Here is a 19,796-nt window from a genome sequence, read left to right as displayed (position 1 = left end):
TTATTAAAGATTTATCACTGCGAAGGTCATAGAAAAAAGTGTCTTTTGTTAAAACCCAACGATGCTTACACCCGTTACAATAGACTTGATTGTTTTTGCGACTTAAAATACACACGTTGCCATGACCTATTTTGTTATGATACTTGCACAATTCATTATTGCAGTATTGTAACTCTTTAAATTTGTCAAAATCTATAACATTCATGACGCAAAGTTAAATATCATAAATTATAAACCCAATACCCATATTTCCATGAAAAACAAATTGTCTTTTAACGGTATTTTTTTGAAATTATTCGCAGTAATACGCACAAAATAGAAAATAATCGAAAACAATACTAAATTTTCACAACTGCTTTACTTCTATAAAGTCAATGGATTCCGAATCGCCGTTCAGAACCCATTGACTTACTGTAGCAGAAGTTTTCCTTTAATTCACCCGCCCTTTTTCATCATCGGCGGCATTGTCATTGTGGCGACGCTTGCGGGCAAAGGTATCTTTTCCAAAACGATAGGTAAACGCTACACCAATCCGTTGGGTATCAGATTCATTGGTTTGAAAAAACTGCGCCTGTTTGATACTGACCGAACGGTTGTGCCGAATCCACGAGTGAAACACATCATCAACGGAGATTCGTAAACTTGCTTTGTCTTTCCAAATTTTCTTTTGCACTGCTCCGCCCACCCGGTACATCATATCCGTATACGCCTGCCCATTAAGGTCTGAACTTGCATAATAACCTGACAAATCGGCACTCCAGCCTTTATTCAATCGAAATTGGTTGTACACTTCAAACCGTGCTACATAAGCCCTTGGATTCAATTTTTCGGTGTAACTCATGCCGTTGAGCCCCATGTGTGATAAACGTATGGTATAAATCAGGTTCCACCATTTGGTCGGCGAGGCAGACAACGTGGTGTTGAGCAACAGCATAAAACCTGAGGCAACGTTGTTGGGGCGTGTAATAAAGATAGTATCAATGGCCTCCGTCGTTTGAAAAATCACGTTGGTGAATCGGTTGTAGCTCAAGCCCATCTGCAACCATTGTTTATGCTGAAATTTCAATTCAATCCGGTTCTGGTATTGCGGAAACAGCAAGGGATTGCCAGCTGTGTAGGAATATTGATCTCTAAAAAACACAAAAGGATTAAGCGACTGATAATCAGGACGATTTATTCTGCGCGTAAAACTCAAATTCAGCGAATTCTTATTCAAACTGTCCAATTTATAATTGATAAACAGACTTGGAAACACCTTTGTATAATTTTTAGTAAAAGTGCTGCCTTGCACGACTTCGTTGCCCAATTGATTCCCTCTCGCTTGGGTAGTTTCCGCCCGCAGTCCCAATTGTATTCCTACCCGTTTCCATTCTTTTCGGGTGTTGAAATAGGCAGCGTTTATGTTTTCATGGTATTTAAAGTGATTGGATTTTCCGTTGTCAATCGTTTGAACAGTCCCTTTTACGTTAAAGTAATTTGAAATGTTGTCGTTGTCAATGACGCTGGATTTGACCCCTGCTTCCCAACTTGTCTTCTTTTTCAACGGGTGAACATAGTCTGCCTTGGCTGTATAGATATTGATAGTACCGGGAACCAAGTACAGAAACTCATCTTGCTCGGCCAAGGCGCCTTCGGGCAAATAACGAAAATTCTGCACCCGCTGATTTCCATTAGATTGGTAGTTAAGATAATTCATATCCACCATCATTTCCTGCCCCGGTTTGTTAAATTTATGCTGAAGATTCAGGTTAGTTCCGAAGTTTGTTCTTTTATCGTTCAGCACAGTATTCCCATTTCCTATCGCATCAAGCAAACGATTGGTATTATAGTTATTACTTTGATAATCAATGATTGCGTTTCGGGTGCCGCCATTCAAATTGAGCATCAATCCGTATGTTGTTTTTGGGGTTGCGGCAAAATCCAGCTCCAGAATGGCATTCAGGCTTTTGTTATCGGAGATATTGTCATTGAGGAGCAACACGTTTGAGGTTTGTTGCCCCCGCGTATCATAAAAGAGTCGGTCAAAAACATCGTTGTTGTAATTTTTTTCTTTGTTTGCTCCCAAATTGGCAAATACATTAAGCTTTTTGTGGTTGTAATTCATGTTCAGGGAGCCGTTGTGTCTTCCATAAACGCCTTGGCTGGAACCCATTGAACTATTGCCCGTAAAACCTCCTACTCTATTCTTTTTCAGACGAATATTGATAATGCCATTGCCGGCCGCATCGTACTTAGCCGAAGGATTGTCCATCAACTCAATCTTATCCAACAATCCCCCCGGCAGTGATTTTAGATACGCGGCCAAATCGGGACCTGACATATAAGTAGCGCGACAGTCAATCAGCACCAAGATACCGCTTCGTCCGTTGAGGCTGATTTCGCCGTTGCTGCCTACGGTCACGCCGGGCGTTTTTTCCAGGACTTCCAGCGTATTGCTCGTCGCACTGCTGATCATCGACTCTACGTTTACGATGGTTTTGTCAATATCCTGCTCAATGAGCGGCCGTTTGGCTTTGACTACCACTTCTTTCAGTTCAATGTTTTTAGCGGGTAACAGCACAATGACGGGCAACACAATGTTGCTGCGCGTATCGTCAATGGTAAGCGCTACACTCGTAAAAGGCTTTTGACCCATGGCCGTGATTGCCAATAAATAGGTTCCGTTTTGGAGATTATTAAACTGAAATTTACCGTTGGCATTGGTAATTTCTCTGGCAAGCATCAACGAGTCGGTGGCTTTTAGTAATTTCACAGTAGCGCCGGGGAGGATTTCGTTCTGCGTGTTTTTGACTGTACCTGAAATAGTTTTTGAGATTGTTTGAGCGAAAATGGAAAACGAAAAAAGGGTTAAAAGTAAAATGGCTGAAGTTTTCATGGGCGTGTTATTTTAAGAGAATGAATCAAGTATCACGGTGCAAATATTGACTCGGTGGTTTACCTCCTAAAAAAAACCTGTTGTATCTTGCCAAATGCCTGACGGAATGCCCATTTTGCCTGTTGAACCGGTTGATGGCCTTCCAAAGGGTTTCCGTCAGGATTTTGGCCGTATTCGTCATCAAAATGGCAGAACTTTTACCCAAATCCTCACCTTTGCTCATTGATTTAGTAAAACACACGTAAACAGTACACTCATGAGTAACTCAAATAGCCATTGGTTAACCTCTTTTTTTGGAAAGAACCTCTATATTTTTTTATCGCTTCTTTTCAGCATCCCCCTTTTTTTGACGATTGAAATGTACGTCAAAGCAATAGGTGTTCACGAAGATGAGGCCGTAGCCGCAACGATTACCTTCTTATTTGTAATTGGTGTATTTGCGGGAAGGTACCTTTCTCAACTTTGGATTTCAACCGCAAAACCGATTTCCAATGAATACATCATTGCAATGGGGGTTCTGATTATCGGTTGCGTAATCGGGCTGTTTGCGCTCCCTTTTCAGGGAAATATGGCCACACGACTTTTGTTTTGGATTCCGTTTGTTATCGTTAGTTTGGCATTGGGGACTTTAATCAAGATGGTTCGCAACAACGTTCAACATCAACTGCGGGAAGCCCAAACAACGGCCGCTAACAGTCAAACGGAACTCCAGCTTTTGCAATCGCAATTGAGCCCGCATTTTTTGTTCAATACCCTCAATAATTTGTACGGTTTATCCATTACCCAACACGAAAAAATCCCCCCGCTGTTGCTGAAACTGGCGGATTTGTTACGGTATTCGGTGTATGATACCAAAGAATTGTTTGTACCTTTAAAAGAGGAATTGACTTATATCAACAATTACATAGATTTTGAGAAAATACGCCTCGGTGAGCGGCTGGTGCTGACAACTTCCATGGAAGAAATCACCAATTCGGAAATCAAAATCGCGCCCATGTTATTGATTGTTTTTATTGAGAATGCCTTTAAACATTCCAAAAACACCGTCGACCAAGAGATTTTCATTGATATTACCCTGAAGACTTGGGCGAATTCGATTTTGTTTTCCATCAAAAATTCCCACAGACCGGCTCCCGAAGAAAGTAACTTGGTCAACAAAAACAGCGGTTTTGGGCTTGCCAGCGTTAGAAAACGATCGGAATTACTTTATGCCGGGGAACATGATTTGAAAGTGGAAGACAAAGGCGGGTTTTATCAGGTCATGTTGCAGTTGAAAATAAAATAATTTATTGCCATATAAGGCATATAAGAAAATATAAGATTCCTCATATTTTCTTATATGCCTTATATGGTTCAAAAATGAATCCAAAATGCCCCAAATCAATTGCCTGATTGTTGATGATGAGCCCATAGCCCGCGAAATCATCAAAGCCTATTGCGATCACTTATCCATGCTCCATATCGTGGCCTCCGTTGGTAATGCTTTGGAAGCCAAAACAATCCTGCAAACCCAAAAAATTGATATTCTTTTTCTGGACATCAACATGCCTGTTCTCAACGGCATTGCCTTTCTGAAAACCCTTAAAAATCAACCTCAGGTCATTTTTACCACGGCCTACAAAGAATACGCCGTCGACGCCTTCGACTTGGCAGCCATTGATTATTTATTAAAACCTTTCTCGCTCGAACGTTTTATTGTGGCCATTGATAAGGCATTGGAACGATTAAACGGGTCGGAACAGGGAGGAATGGAAAACGGAAAAACGGAGAACTATCTGTTCCTGAAATTTGACGGAAAAATTTATAAAATCTTGCACGAAGAGTTGCTGTTTGCCGAAGCACAGGGCAATTACACCAAAATTGTCACAACTCAGAACACCCTACTTCCAAGTATGACCTTTTCGAGTTTTGAGGAGCTTTTGCCTAAATCATTGTTTTTGCGCGTACACCGTTCATTTATCATCAACAAAGCCAAAATCACGCACATTGAAGGCAATCGGGTCTTTGTCCAAAACCACGAAATTCCTATCGGCAGCAGTTATCGGGATGATTTTTTGAAGAGTTTGGGACTTTAACAGCCCATTGCTTTGGCGAAGAAATTTCAAAAAAATGCTCCGTAAAAGCTATTATCTACAAGGGGTCAGATAGGTCTTCTACGGAGCATTAGTAACTTATGTATTAGTAAATACGAAATCGTCACGAATACATTTTACTTTTTCGCATTTATTTCCTTTAATAATTCATCCACTGCCGCTTTTAGTTGGTCATCCCTCAAGCCTTTTCCACGCGTTAAAATCAAGGAACCGTTGGTAGGTACACCCACTAACTTTCGTTAGAATTGTAAAATTAGCTTATTTCCGACCAGAAACGAGATGATTTGTGATTAAGTTGAGATAAAACAACCAAGAAACGGTAAAAGCCTTATTCGCTTGGATTTGTACTGCTCATTCCACTTTTTTCGGTAAGTGATTAAATTTTATTACTCCTTCAAGGAAATTTATAATTTTTCAATCTTTCCTTTAATTTATAGCACAATTTTCCCTTTTTTTACGTAGAATGTCATAAAATTAGTTTTAAAATCAGCTCTTTATGTCCATAAAAGTTGCCATTTCCCACAAAACAAAATACATCTTTGACAGAAGCGTAAGCCTGTCTCCTCATATTTTTCGACTGCGCCCTGCTCCCCATTCCCGGACGCCCATTGAAGGTTATTCTTTTAAAATTTCTCCCAAAAACCATTTCATCAACTGGCAACAGGACCCGTTCGGCAATTATCAGGCGCGGGTTGTTTTTCCCGAAAAAACCACCGAGCTCAGTATTGAGGTTGAAGTGATTGCCCGAATGCAGGTCATCAATCCGTTTGATTTTTTTGTGGAAGAATCGGCCGAAAAATTTCCTTTTCAATACGATGCGCAACTCCAAAAAGAATTGGTACCGTATTTGGAAGCACGGGAAGCCGGCCCCAAATTGATGGCATGGATTGAGCAGAATAAAGTCACCAAAGGCATAAAAACCGTTGATTATTTAGTATATATTAACCAAAAGATTTTCAGCGATTTATTCTACAATGTACGCATGGAGCCGGGCGTACAAAGCTGCGAAGAAACGCTCACTTCTCTAAGCGGTTCTTGCCGTGATTCTGCTTGGCTGTTGGTTCAAATATTACGGCACTCGGGCATTGCTGCGCGGTTTGTTTCGGGCTATTTGGTGCAATTGACCTCTGACATTAAATCCTTGGATGGCCCCTCCGGACCCGAAGCCGATTTCACCGATTTACACGCGTGGGCTGAAGCTTATGTACCGGGTGCGGGTTGGATTGGACTCGACCCGACTTCCGGGCTTTTTGCAAGTGAAGGACACATCCCACTTTGCTGCACTCCGGACCACGCAAGTGCCTCGCCCGTCACCGGTGCCACTGACAGATGCGAAGTGACGTTTGAATTTGATAACCATGTGTATCGCATCCACGAAGACCCACGGGTAACCAAACCCTACACCGAAAAACAATGGGCTAACGTGATGCAGGTAGGCTATGATGTGGAAAAAGACTTGCAGGAAGGAGACGTACGACTCACTATGGGCGGCGAACCTACCTTTGTTTCCATAGATGATTTTGAAGGGGCCGAATGGAATTCTACCGCCGACGGTCTACTCAAACGTAAATTGGCCTATGACCTCGCGCTACGGCTCAAAAACCGCTTTGCCCATGGCGGCTTACTCCATTTTGGACAAGGAAAATGGTACCCGGGCGAATTATTCCCCCGTTGGCAGTATGCACTCTACTGGCGCAAAGACGGATTACCAATGTGGCAAAATGATGCGTTGGTAGCCAAAGAAAATGAAACAAAATATACGTTTCAGGAGGCAAATAGTTTCGCGGAGGAACTCACGAAATACCTTGGAATTAATATCAAAAACCTGATGCCCACGTACGAAGACCCGATTTATTGGGCTTTGGAAGAAGGCAAATTGCCCGTAAATCTCGACCCGCTGGAAGTAAATTTAAAAGATTCAGTGCAGCGGCAAACGATGGCGAAAATCTTTGAAAAGGGCTTAAACAACCCAACAGGCTTTGTTGTGCCACTCAAATGGGACTATAAAACCAAAGCGTGGACGAGTTGTTTGTGGGAGTTCCGTCGGAAACACGTCTTTTTGATTCCGGGGAATTCTCCCGCTGGTTTACGTTTGCCTTTAGAATCTTTACCTAAGGTGGCGAAAGAGAAAAAAGAACCCATCGTTGAACGCAGTCCGTTTGAAGAACTGGGAACCCTTGGCGCCTATCAGGCAACTGCCCAAAAAAGATACGGTACCATCGCTCCTGATTATCAATTGCCCGTTCTTCCCAAAAATGCATCAGAAGAAGAGAAAGACAAATCTCTGCTTTTTGAATTAAGTACGTTCACCACGGCCCTATCGGTGGAAGAAAGAGACGGCATTGTTTACGTGTTTTTACCCCCCGTAGATTACTTAGAGCATTATCTTGACTTAGTAGCCTGCGTGGAAGCCACCGCCGAGAAGCTGCAAATGCCCGTACGTATTGAAGGTTACACGCCGCCGTCTGATTACCGAATTCAAAAACTCATGGTCACGCCTGACCCGGGCGTGATTGAGGTCAATGTTCATCCTGCGGCAAGTTGGCAGGAGTTGGTGGACAACATCAGTGCTTTGTACGAAGAAGCTTTTTATTCCCGGCTCGGTACTGACAAGTTTATGGTGGACGGCCGTCATACGGGCACAGGCGGAGGCAACCACGTCACCATTGGCGGCGCTAAACCTGCCGATAGTCCAGTGCTTCGCCGTCCCGATTTGTTGCGCAGTTTGATCACTTACTGGCAACATCACCCTGCGTTAAGCTATCTGTTTGCCGGGCCTTTCATTGGCCCAACCAGTCAGGCACCCCGCATTGACGAAGGGCGCGACGATCGCCTGTACGAAGTAGAAATTGCTTTTGACCAAATTCCTGACGATGAAGAAGTGCCTTTCTGGATGGTCGACCGGATTTTTAGAAACCTATTGGTTGATATTACGGGAAATACGCACCGCACTGAGTTTTGCATTGACAAACTCTATTCGCCCGATTCTTCCACGGGGCGATTGGGTATCCTCGAATTCAGGGCGTTTGACATGCCACCTCACAAACACATGAATCTCGTACAAACCCTGTTGGTGAGAGCGTTGATTGCTAAGTTTTGGAAACAACCGTACAAGAAAAAATTGATTCGCTGGGGCACCGAACTTCACGATCGGTTCCTGTTGCCGCATTTTGTTTATTTGGACATGGTCGACATCGTCAATGACCTCAAAGACGCTGGTTACCATTTTGATATTTCATGGTTTGACCCCTTCTTTGAGTTCCGTTTCCCGCATTACGGCACCGTTACGGTCGATAACATCCAAATGGAATTACGTTTGGGTATCGAGCCCTGGCACGTACTGGGCGAAGAATTGTCCAACTCAGGAACAGCACGCTTTGTGGATTCTTCCTTAGAGCGACTTCAGGTAAAAGTAAGCGGCTTTGTGCCAGAACGACACATATTAGTCTGTAATGGATGCCGAGTCCCCTTACGAAGTACGGGCATAAAAGGAGAATTCGTAGCAGGTATACGCTACAAAGCCTGGAATCCGCCTTCGGCCCTTCACCCTACCGTGGGCGCGGATGCTCCCCTTGTTTTAGACATTGTAGATACCTGGAACGACCGCGTGTTGGGCGGCTGTACGTATTTTGTAACGCACCCGGGCGGGCGAAGTTTTGATACCTATCCAATCAACAGCTACGAAGCCGAATCTCGACAAATCAGTCGTTTCTGGGATTTTGGTCATACTCCTTCGGCTACTATAGAATCAACAGCTCCGGTACAGTTTAGTCCTGCGGTTTCGCGATTTGTGGCTGAAAACAAAAAATCCCTCAAAATTGATACTCCTATTGAATTGATTAATCCCGAATATCCAAATACCTTGGATTTAAGGCGTTTTTGGAAATCGAAGTAGAAATGCTTACTACTCCGACTTTCGAATAATTCAGAAAATAGCAAGAAAAAAATGAAAGACGGTATTGCTAAAACCCTGACAGGCAGTCAGGGTTTTAGCTTTTTAACAGGCAAAACTACCGGTATGTCTTTCTTGAAAATTGGGATTTCTATTCAATTTTTATCGCAAAACACTTATATTTAGTGAATTTTCAACGATTTGCGTACCTATCGATTCACCAATGCTTACCGAAACCACCAGCAATTTACTTCAGGCTTATCAACAGGAAATCAGCTCATACGACGAAACAATTGCAGCAAACGGTCTTGTTAAGCCACATTGGCACAAATTATTTGCCTCGCTTGGTAAATTGGGAATCAAAGAACTGGAAGTAAGAAACCAAGAGATTATCAATCGGTTGCGGGAAAATGGAGTAACCTATAATGTATACGAAAGTTCGGATGGACTTAACCGTCCGTGGCTGCTGGACCCCATCCCTTTTTTAATAGATCAAAAAGAGTGGCAACATATTACAAAGGGCCTGAAACAGCGGGCATTTTTGCTGGATTTAATGGTCAAAGACATTTATGGTCCACAACGACTCATCAAAGACGCCATCATTCCTCCAGAGTTGGTATTTGGCAATACTGGTTTTTTGAGATCCTGCTATGATGTCAAATTACCATCTCAAAATCAGCTCATCCTCTACGCTGCCGATATGGCTCGCGGCCCTGACGGACGCATGTGGCTCGTTGACAACCGCACGCAGGCGCCATCGGGTTCAGGTTATGCCCTCGAAAATCGCCGGATTATGAGTAAGCTCCTCCCTGAGCTCACCGACGGCATGTTTGTGGATCGACTTTCGCCCTTTTTTAACAACGTTCACCAAACGGTTTCGAGACTTGCCACCCACGAAAAAGAAAACCCCAATGTGGTTTATCTAACGCCGGGACAAAACAACGAGACCTATTTTGAACACGCTTATTTGGCCTCCTATTTAGGATATACCTTGGCGCAGGGAGCCGACTTGTTAGTGAGAAATGGCCACGTATGGTTAAAATCCATTGATGGTCTGGAAAAAGTGGATGTCATTATCCGCCGCGTGGACGATGATTGGTGTGACCCTCTTGAACTTCGTGAAGATTCCCGGCTAGGAGTGCCGGGATTGTTACACGCTATCCGTTCCGGCAATGTATCGGTTATCAATTCTCCCGGTTCAGGTGTTCTGGAAAACAGCGCCTTCCCGGCATTTATGCACAACATTTCCCGCTATTTTTTGGGGGAAGAACTCATTATGCCTTCCATTGCGACCTGGTGGTGCGGTCAAAAAAAGGAATTGAATTTTGTATTGGAAAACCTTCACAGACTCATTATTAAGAAAGCCAATCGGAAGCAAAAATTCAGATCGGTGTATGGTCGATTATTGAGCAGGGAGGAGCTAACTGATTTAAAACATGCCATTTTACGAACCCCGCACGAATACGTTGCTCAGGAAGAAGTAAGCCTCTCGACTACTCCCTCCCTGATTAACGGAAAAATAGAACCTCGCTTGGCTTCGCTCCGGGCTTTCTTGGTTTCGGATGGCAATGAATATCATGCGATGCAGGGTGGTCTTACCCGAAGTTCTGCCGAAAGAGACCGCTACGTTATTTCGAACCAATACGGAGGTGTTTCAAAAGATACCTGGATTGTGTCAGACACACTGAAGGAAGTAGGTGAAAAAAACGTAGTCATTAACAAAACTGCCTTTACCCATCACAGTTCGTTGCCCAGTCGAAGTGCCGAAAATCTTTTTTGGGTAGGACGCTACTGCGAGCGTACCATGGCGGTGACGAAATTCCTCAAAATTGTCATTAATGCGCTCAACGAAAACGTGGATTTCAGAGGCTCTTTCAAATCTGAGTATATTGACATTTTATTGAAATCCATTACCCATCTAACGCTTACCTATCCTGGTTTTACGGATGAGAATAATGATTCTTTACGAGAAAATCCGTATTTGGAAATCGGTGCGCTTGTTCATAATACTCAAAAAGTAGGTTCGGTAGCCTCCAATGTCGGTTCCTTTCTAAACAGTGTACTTTCAGTGAGTGACAAATGGAATCATGATACGCGACGGGTCATTAATTTGGTGGAGAACAGTCATAAAAAAATTCAGAGTATTGACATAAGTAATCCCAACAGTATTCAAAAAATACTGGACAAACTGCACGTTCGGCTTTTTACTTTTTTCGGCGTTCTCTCCGAATCTATGCCTCGCGACAGCGGTTATTATCTGTTGGAAGCCGGCAAACTCACCGAACGAATCATATCAAAAATCAGAATTTTTCGTTCTTTTTTCAGTTTTAAGAATGAAGAAAACGTTGAAAATGAGCTCATTGAAGCGGCCTTAAATAACCATTATTTAATGGAATATTACCGACAATTGTACAAAACAAATTTTAGCCTCGAAACCATGCTGGACATGGTACTGCTGGACGAAAAACTCCCCTACTCGCTTGCTTATCAGCTGGATGCGTTGGCGTATTGTCTTGCCCAACTACCCAAAACCGACCCCTTGAACCGCTTAAATCAAGCAGAAAAAGCCGTATTGGCCGCTTCCACTAAAATAAAACTCGCCGATATTTCAAAATTGACTATTTCAAAATCAAACGTTTCGTTCCGCAGAAATTTAGACCGTTTGCTGGCGGATGTTTCCGATTCAATTTCGTCAGTCACCATCAGTCTGACGAATGCTTATTTTGCACACACTGTTATTCAGCATGTTTTAATGGAAAATCCCGAAAATAGCGATGCCCATGAGATATAAACTGACGCATCGAACAAAATATAGCTATTTAGGTTCCGTAAGTACCTATCACAGCTTGGTGTGTTTACAGCCGCGTACACTACCGGGGCAGACTTGCCACGCCTTTTCACTTCATATCACCCCACACCCTGTTGAGTTGGTTGCCCGGACAGATTTTTTCGGCAATACGATTCACTATTTTTCTTTAGACGTTTCGCATCGGGAACTTACGGTAGTAGCCCAAAGCGACGTAGAAAGTTTACCGAAAGAAACGGTCATGACCAACCTTTCCATGTCATGTGCAGAAGCTCATTCGTACATTTGGAATACCCGCTCCGTAAAAACGGAATTGCTCCAATATCTTTTACCCAGCCCATTTATTGCGTGGGACGACGATATCAAACATTTTGCAGAAGGCTGTTTTCCCGAAAATCTGTGTTTATATGAAGGGGTAAAAAGTTTATGCCATAAAATTTTTAAAGAGTTTGACTTTGTTTCCAATTTCACCAACGTTCATACTCCACTCAAAACCGTTTTAAAAGAACGTAAAGGCGTTTGTCAGGATTTTTCCCATTTGGCCATTGCCTGTTTGCGCAGCCTTGGGTTTCCGGCGCGTTACGTAAGCGGATACATCGAAACGTTGCCGCCTCCCGGTAAAAAAAAATTACAGGGTTCCGATGCGTCTCACGCCTGGATTTCGGCCTTTATTCCGTCCATCGGCTGGTGCGAATTTGACCCTACTAACAATATGGTTCCCGGAGAACGACACATAATTACGGCCTATGGTCGTGATTATGGAGATATTGCCCCGTTGAAAGGAATTATCTTCAGTTCCGGCAAGCACACTCTTTCGGTAGAAGTAGATGTTATTCCCCGTCCAAAATAAGGCAGTTTTTCAGGAGCAGGAAACTATAAAAATGGTCAGTCTTCCTACTACATTTTTTGATTTCTTCCAATAACCCTATCTTTGACGCTAAAACTCATTCAGTATTCAGTCATGCAGGAATTTTTGGAGAAATTGAGAAGTATTTGGAAAAAGGCAGGCATTCCTTTCAGGATAGTTGGCAGCCGATTATCCGGTCTCCTATACAAAACACTCAGCGTACTATTCGGGGAAGAACGGCTCAAAGGATGGGTCGAAGCGTATCGTCGTCAAAAGGCATCTATTCAGCAAAAATTTTACCAAAAAGTTGATACTCAATCGCGTTATTACCACCCGGTCATTACGGCCTGGAAGGTATTGATGTACGGAATAGGGGCCTTTGTCTTTTACATTTTTTGCGTAGAAACAAATTTTCTGTGGCTCTGCGGCAGTATGCCAAGCGTGGAGGATTTACAAAACCCTAAAGTTGCTCAAGCTTCTGAGATTTACTCTGCTGATGGGCAGCTTATTGGAAAACTGTACACCGAAAACCGTACCCCTATTGAATTCGACAGCCTGTCACCGTACCTCATTAAGGCGCTGATAGCTACCGAAGATGCCCGTTTTTATGAACACTCAGGCATTGACTCACGGGCATTGATGGGGGTAGCTGTTGGAATTCTAAAAGGAGGCGAACGCGGCGGTGGCAGTACCATTACGCAGCAGTTGGCAAAAAAACTTTTTAAAACCCGTAAACGCTCCGCAAGAGGTTTGCTTGGATACGTTCCACTCGTGCGGACGGTCGTCTATAAAACCAAAGAATGGCTGACAGCCATTCGCTTGGAACGAAATTTTTCGAAAGAAGAAATTCTGACCATGTATTTCAATACGGTGGATTACGCCAACAACACCTACGGTATCAAAACGGCGGCACGATTTTATTTCAACAAATCGCCTTACGAACTTACTGTTCAGGAAGCGGCAGTACTGGTAGGATTGCAAAAAGCGACCAATACGTACAATCCAACCAAAAATTACGACAAATCGCTCGTCCGCCGCAATACGGTGTTGTCGCAAATGGTCAAATACAATTATTTGAAACAAAGCCAGGTCGATTCACTCGAAAAACTTCCCATCGAACTACACATTACTCCCGAACGAGTAAACGATGAAGACTTTGAATACGCTATTTACCAGTATTTTAACGGAAGTGTGGAAGAATTTATGGAAAAATGGGCCGAAGAAAATGATTACGACCCTTATACCGGCGGTTTTAAAATTCATACGACCATTGATTCCCGAATGCAGAAACATGCCGTGGCAGCGATGTTTGAACGGATGAAAATGCTTCAGCAGACTTTTGACAACCACTGGCGCGGTGAAAACCCTTGGCGAGACGAAAAAGGAGTGGAAATTCCTAACTTCCTGACGGACGTAGCCAAACGTACAGACCGCTACAAAGCACTTAACCGACAGTTTGCTAAGTTGGATTCGACCGTCCGTCAGGATTCGATATGGTATTACATGAATAAAAAAGATACCATGATGATCTACGATTGGAAAACCGGTCGGGAGAAAAAAGTCCTCATGAGTTCGATAGATTCGCTCAATTATTACAAGCGCATTCTCCGAGCCGGAATGATGGCCATGGATCCGTATACGGGTCAGGTGAAAGCATGGGTAGGTGGCTTGAATTATAAGTTTTTCAAATACGATGCCGTAGAGCAGGGAAAACGTCAACCGGGTTCGACATTTAAACCCTTTGTTTATTGTGCCGCCATCGACAGTTCCGCTTTCAACTTAGGGCCCTGCGACAAAATGAAAGACGAGCCCTTCGAAATCTCCATCCGAGAAAAAGTAAGAGGCCGCGACACGACCCGTACTTGGCGTCCCAAAAACTCTACCGGTGGGTTTACCTATCAGGAATTGACCTTACGGAGAGCTTTGGCACGTTCTATCAACTCCGTTACTGCGCATTTGACCAACCGAATCGGTGCCCAATCGGTTGTCAATTATGCTCACAAATTGGGAATTACAACGCCATTAAAAGCCGTGGCTTCCATCGGATTAGGTCCTTTTGATGTTTCTCTTTATGACATGGTGGCGGCCTATTCGGTATTTCCAAACCACGGTCGCCATACAGATCCCATTGTAGTAACCCGTATTGATGACGCTAATGGCAGCGAAGTAGAAACTTTTGCCCCGCAAAGCAAACAGGTTATCAGCGAAGAATCTGCGTTTTTGATGGTTCACATGCTCAAAGGAGGGATTGAAGAACCCGGAGGTACTTCGCAAAACATCTGGACTTTTGGCAGTTTATTTAAAAATGGATTTGAGATCGGCGGTAAAACGGGGACAACTTCCAACAACTCCGACGGCTGGTTTATGGGTGTGACCAAAGACCTCGTGGTCGGTGCGTGGGTTGGCGGCGATGACCGAAGTATCCACTTCCGCAGTACTAACTTGGGCGAAGGAGCCAAAACAGCCTTGCCTTTGGTAGGGCGTTTTCTGGAAAAAGTCTATGATGATGCTTCCATTAGGTATCAACGCGGCCCGTTCCCCAAACCCACTATTAAAATCATTAAGAGTTATCGCGATTGTGCGCCTTCTTCTCCCATTGAGCGCCAATCCGACTCCACCAATGTAAATAATGACTCCTTGTTTATGTTGCCACCTTCGTTTGACGAAGATATTGAGTCTCCTGATGTGCCATTGGATACGACCAATTCGAGATAAATGAGCGCTTTCTCTATTTGTTTAAATAGCGTTTTTTAAAGGATAACGGGTTTTCGCCCGTTATTTTTTTGAACGTTCGGTTAAAATAGGAAAGACTTTCAAAACCACATTCAAAGCAGGTCTCGGTGACATTTTTATCAAGCAACAGCCCTTTTTTCGCTTGGTTGATTCGATAATGATTCAGGAATTCGGTAAAAGTCAGCCGTGTCATCTTTTTGAAATAACGACAAAAAGCAGGAACTGTAAAGTAAGAAAGGCTTGCTGCTTCTTCAATATCTATCTTCCGTTGAAAATTTTCGTCAATAAAACGATACAGGCGTTTAAGTCGCTCCTGGTCTTTTTTAGTGTATTGATTTTCAACGGGTTTAGAATGCAACAATTCAATATCAGTGGCATTTGCCAAGAGTTGAAAAATACTCAACACTTCCAAAAACCGGTCAAATTGAGGCAATAGGTAAAGTTTTTTCAGACGTTTACCTATTTTTTGTTTGGTCTCACTGCCAAATCCTATCCCTAATTGAGCTTTCTCAAAAAGTTGAAACACGCTTGTCAGTTCAGGAATGGCAGGAAATGATTCGCCCAAAAAATCGGGTCTCAGGTGAATCACTATTTTTTCATATTCTTCCTTTACGCCGTAGTCAAAATTAAGGTGTGGAATGTTGGAGCCAATAAATACCAAATCACTCCCTTCGTAGCGAGAAATATGCTCCCCCACGTGCCGATTTCCGTTTACTCCCTCGATATAGACCAGCTCAAATTCGGGATGGAAATGCCAAAAAAAGAAGTCATTCATTCTCGGGTTGTACATCATCTTGAAAGAGGTGTCGGACGCTATATTTAGTTCTTCAAATTGTATTTTCATACCTTTATTCTTTATTCGACAGATTCCCGGAAGAGAGCCTTAAATAGGTATATTTTTACAAAGTAAGCACATATTGATGGTTAAATAATCAATACAGTTCAAATTTAGGCAATTACAAGAGTAGAATTAAGCCTTCGCAACTCGCTATCTTTGTATCATTATTCCAATCTAAAATAAAACATAAAATGGAAACCCAAACAATGGTGCCAACGATGGCTCCCACAATGATACCCAACCAAAACCACAAAGAAATTCCGGGAAACCCTTCTACGGCTACCAGTAGCCAAATCAAACTCAGCGACCGTTCCGGTGGACAACCTTTGCGTGTACTGAGCGAAGAAGATTGGCAGTTTTGGATTCAAAATGGCTACGTCGTGATCAAAAATGCCGTACCGAGCGAGCAAGCCCAACGCACGGCTGAGTTTTTGTGGGAATTTGAAGAAAAAGACGCCAATGACCCCGAAACGTGGTACGCACCGCCTCGCGCTGAAATGAAAATGAAAGAACTCACTAACACTGGCATGGTAGAAGTGTATAACAATCAGCACCTGTGGAACAACCGCCAAATGCAACGCGTGTATGACGCCTTCGTGGATATTTGGGGAACCGAAAAATTGTGGGTTACGATTGACCGTGCTAACCTTAACTTTCCCATTCGCCCTGGATTTGAATACAAGGGCTTCATTCACTGGGATTATGACCCCGAAACAAAACCTCAAAATGTGCAGGGAGTGTTGGCGCTGGCCGACCAAACCGACGAAAATATGGGTGGTTTCCAATGCATTCCTGAGCTTTTCCGTACGTATGATACTTGGAAACTCACTCAACCCGAAGACCGAAATCGCTTTCAGCCTGACATTACAGGATTTGAAGATAAATTGGTAAAAGTAAAGTTGGAAGCAGGTGATTTGTTGATATTTAACAGCAGTCAACCACACGGTATTCGTCCCAATCGCTCAGGCGACAAAGTCCGGATTGCTCAATACATTTCGATGATGCCCGCTGAAGAAGACAACGATGCCATGCGTCAATGGAGAGTTAATTCGTGGAAAAACCGCATTTCTCCCGAAGGTTATGCCTTCCCGGGTGACCCACGCAATTGGGAACAAACCAAGTATGAAGCCGCCGAGCTAAATGAGTTAGGCAAAAAGCTTTTAGGACTCGAAAAGTGGTAATTCAAAATCTCGGCAAGGTTTGGAGGCCCCTGTTCCAAACCTTGTCGAGGTTGGCTTATTCGATCTTAAATCGTCCCGCTCCTACCCCCAAAGCACCCGTCGATGTCATTCCTTCGACCCGTATATTTACTTCTGTTTGTGCATCGGAATTAAAAAACGTCACTTTAGCTTTCCCATCTTTATCGGTTTGAACCATCGGTGCCCAAAATAAGGTAGGACGAAAATCGGGGCGAACGTGGTCGGCTTCAGGTCTGTCGTATTTTGGAACATAAAACTCCCGTACCGGATTGTACCCCATCACTTTAGCCACGAGTGTTCCTTCCGGAGATTCTTTCGACCAATCATAATTACTTCCTCCCCGCTTGGTAAGCACGGCTATCACTCCTCCACTCGCCTGACTGCCATAAATAGCTGCCGCAGCCCCCTTCAATATATCAACGGCCTCCACATCATTGGGTGGAATATTCATAATCGCATCTTTACTGATGGCCATTCCGTCCAACACAAACAAGGGTTCAATCACTCCGCTAAAATTGGCAGCCCCCCGAATCTGCACGGTACGATTCTGCCCGCTTCCTGAGATTTGTACACCCGGTACACGCCCCTGAATCACGTCAAAAATAGACTGTGCCCCGGCCGTGTTCATATTGTCAAACTTAACGGTATTGCTGGGAGTACCATACATCATACGTCGGGTATCTTCTTTGACAAAAGTTGATTTTCTCGCTTTTATGACCACTTCCTTCAATTGTTGCTCTCGGCTTGCCCTGATTTGTCGCTCAATACGCAGATATTCTTCCGTGCGCTTTAGGTATTCTGCCAAATCATTGGCATCAAATTCCATTGGATTGTAAGGTACTTTGGTAAGCGTAACTTTAGCCGGTTGAAAAGGATTAAAGGTGAGATTTAGGTTGCGATTGCCCCGTTCGGTAATGGCTTGTACAAGAACCGTGGTCGTATCCCGCAAATCAAGGTCATACACCAAAAACTCCCCCGTTTCGGCACTTTCTCCCGACATAACAGCCCGAGAACTGTCTTTCTGCGTTATCATGTAGGTCAGTTTTACTTTACCGGGCAATTTCTTGTTAAAACGGGCCACTTTTCCAGAAAATGAAATTCCCTGTTCTATAAAAAAAGAAGGGTGTGCAAGGGAATCTTTCAGTACCTCTTGCCAATCAAACCGCCGCCAACCTTGGGTCATCATCAAAATATCCAAACGCGAAGAAGCATTAGTATTCTGCTTATCAAAATAATAAGAGGGTTGTTCTACCGTGCCTTTCAAATCCGAAGTTAACAGCAGGTAAGAATGGATATTCGCAGCATAAGGTTCTTTTTCCGATACCTGTTTCGCGTCAGTGGCCGCCAACGAAAAATTGCCGCTGATTGGTTTTCCTTCCGCATTTTTAACGGTGAGTTCCAATTCCACTTTTTCGCGAGGCTTGTATGTGGCTTTGTCCGAAGCGATTTGTACATCCAATGGTTGAGTCCGATTCACAAAAACCAACCGTTCCGCGGCCGGTTTTCCATTCTCGTCAAACAATGTAATGTCAGTAATCCCGTCTCCTAAATCGGCGCGGGGAATGTTAAAAAGTAAGGTTTTCTTTACTAAAGAAGCTTTGGCCGCATAGGCCACTTCTCCGCGTGTATGAGCAAACAGAGCTAACTCTCCTTTTGTACCCTCCGGTTTATTATGACGCACAATGACCCGGACATTGTCTTTGTTGGAAAGATTATCCACCGTCAGGACATATCCTTCTTTTCGAACCGTGGGAATGGGGTATTTCACGTATTGGCCATTGGGTTTACGCACTTCGATTCGGTATTGTTGTCCGGTTTCCGGTTTGAAACTAAAAAAACCCATTCCCAGATGATAAGACGTAAACCCGGAAAGCGTATCATTGGCCTGATTAATAATCGCTCCGGTTACTTCTATTCCTTTTCCCAAGGCATTGACCGCTTTAAATGCAATTCTACCTTCAATGTCCATCACCATATCTCCACCTTCGGGCATAAATTGGACGTCAATAGCGTCAGGATCTGGAGGAAGGGTTGTTGCGGGCATATCGGGACGAAATACCCGCACATCGCGACGAAAAAAGAAGTCTTCGGAGAAATTACGCATCCAATTGGTATAGGCACGTACCTGATACTCACCTGCCTGTAAAGAATCTCCTAACGAAAGTTCTCCCTGTCCCAGCCCACCGATAAGCTCTGCTTTTTTCAGCAAAATAATTTTACCGGTTTGTTTGTCTATCAAATCCACGTACAACACCCGACTCACTGAATCGGCCGCATTATTGACACTATTGGCCAAATAAGCCTTAAACCAAATGGTTTCCCCAACGGAATAGTAAGGACGGTCTAAGTGAAGATACGCTTTTTCCAGGGGATAAACGCGGTAATACTTTTCAAATTTGGCGACAAGTTTGTCCAGCCAACTGTCTTCAAAACGGAACGCACTGGTTCCTAAAACAAGAGTAGTAAGGGCAATAAACAGGCTGTTACGATACATGGCTAAAAATTCTTATAAT

The 19,796-nt window shown here is 43.6% G+C and carries 13 protein-coding genes; 8 read left to right on the top strand and 5 right to left on the bottom strand.

Annotated features, from left to right (window positions below; all coding sequences use genetic code 11):
* The 3 genes from Q0081_RS19330 to Q0081_RS19320 all read right to left on the bottom strand — a co-directional run.
* The coding region (locus Q0081_RS19330) for a hypothetical protein (RefSeq protein WP_298357093.1) at window positions 1-205 on the bottom strand (205 nt) is incomplete at its 3' end.
* A gap of 225 nt (window positions 206-430) precedes the next feature.
* Window positions 431-2,875, bottom strand: a complete 2,445-nt coding sequence (locus Q0081_RS19325; RefSeq protein WP_298357091.1) for an outer membrane beta-barrel protein — start codon at window positions 2,873-2,875, stop codon at window positions 431-433.
* Window positions 2,876-2,900: 25 nt separating this feature from the next.
* A complete protein-coding gene (locus Q0081_RS19320; protein WP_298357089.1) occupies window positions 2,901-3,098 on the bottom strand; it encodes a hypothetical protein in 198 nt (65 codons plus the stop codon).
* Window positions 3,099-3,131: 33 nt separating this feature from the next.
* Here Q0081_RS19320 and Q0081_RS19315 point away from each other — a divergent pair, with 33 nt between their 5' ends.
* From Q0081_RS19315 to Q0081_RS19285, 7 genes are all read left to right on the top strand, one after another.
* On the top strand, window positions 3,132-4,160 hold the full coding sequence (locus Q0081_RS19315; protein WP_298357086.1) for a sensor histidine kinase: 1,029 nt from the start codon (window positions 3,132-3,134) through the stop codon (window positions 4,158-4,160).
* Window positions 4,161-4,245: 85 nt separating this feature from the next.
* The gene (locus Q0081_RS19310; protein ID WP_298357083.1) at window positions 4,246-4,950 is read left to right on the top strand and encodes a LytTR family DNA-binding domain-containing protein; all 705 of its coding nucleotides are present in this window, start codon (window positions 4,246-4,248) and stop codon (window positions 4,948-4,950) included.
* Between the two features lie 514 nt (window positions 4,951-5,464).
* On the top strand, window positions 5,465-8,863 hold the full coding sequence (locus Q0081_RS19305) for a DUF2126 domain-containing protein (RefSeq protein WP_298357081.1): 3,399 nt from the start codon (window positions 5,465-5,467) through the stop codon (window positions 8,861-8,863).
* A 51-nt stretch (window positions 8,864-8,914) separates the two neighbouring features.
* A complete protein-coding gene (locus Q0081_RS19300) occupies window positions 8,915-9,046 on the top strand; it encodes a hypothetical protein (RefSeq protein ID WP_298357078.1) in 132 nt (43 codons plus the stop codon).
* A gap of 37 nt (window positions 9,047-9,083) precedes the next feature.
* Window positions 9,084-11,651, top strand: coding sequence for a circularly permuted type 2 ATP-grasp protein (locus tag Q0081_RS19295; RefSeq protein ID WP_298357075.1), 2,568 nt, complete (start codon window positions 9,084-9,086; stop codon window positions 11,649-11,651).
* Complete coding sequence (locus Q0081_RS19290; protein WP_298357072.1) at window positions 11,641-12,516, top strand: transglutaminase family protein; 876 nt, start codon at window positions 11,641-11,643, stop codon at window positions 12,514-12,516. Before Q0081_RS19295 ends, Q0081_RS19290 begins: the two co-directional genes overlap by 11 nt.
* Window positions 12,517-12,627: 111 nt before the next feature.
* Window positions 12,628-15,228, top strand: a complete 2,601-nt coding sequence (locus Q0081_RS19285) for a transglycosylase domain-containing protein (RefSeq protein WP_409034080.1) — start codon at window positions 12,628-12,630, stop codon at window positions 15,226-15,228.
* A 13-nt stretch (window positions 15,229-15,241) separates the two neighbouring features.
* Here the strand turns inward: Q0081_RS19285 and Q0081_RS19280 are convergent, their stop codons facing one another.
* Complete coding sequence (locus tag Q0081_RS19280; RefSeq protein WP_298357066.1) at window positions 15,242-16,090, bottom strand: AraC family transcriptional regulator; 849 nt, start codon at window positions 16,088-16,090, stop codon at window positions 15,242-15,244.
* Between the two features lie 185 nt (window positions 16,091-16,275).
* Between Q0081_RS19280 and Q0081_RS19275 the strand changes: the two genes are divergently transcribed.
* Window positions 16,276-17,265, top strand: coding sequence for a phytanoyl-CoA dioxygenase family protein (locus Q0081_RS19275; protein ID WP_298357063.1), 990 nt, complete (start codon window positions 16,276-16,278; stop codon window positions 17,263-17,265).
* Between the two features lie 55 nt (window positions 17,266-17,320).
* Here the strand turns inward: Q0081_RS19275 and Q0081_RS19270 are convergent, their stop codons facing one another.
* A complete protein-coding gene (locus Q0081_RS19270) occupies window positions 17,321-19,777 on the bottom strand; it encodes a TonB-dependent receptor plug domain-containing protein (protein WP_298357060.1) in 2,457 nt (818 codons plus the stop codon).
* Between the last annotated feature and the right edge of the window lie 19 nt (window positions 19,778-19,796).

It is taken from the genome of Runella sp. (assembly GCF_027484545.1).
Lineage (GTDB): Bacteria > Bacteroidota > Bacteroidia > Cytophagales > Spirosomataceae > Runella.
Note: the sequence above shows the minus strand (reverse complement) of the source record. Positions and strands in the feature narration are given on the sequence as shown.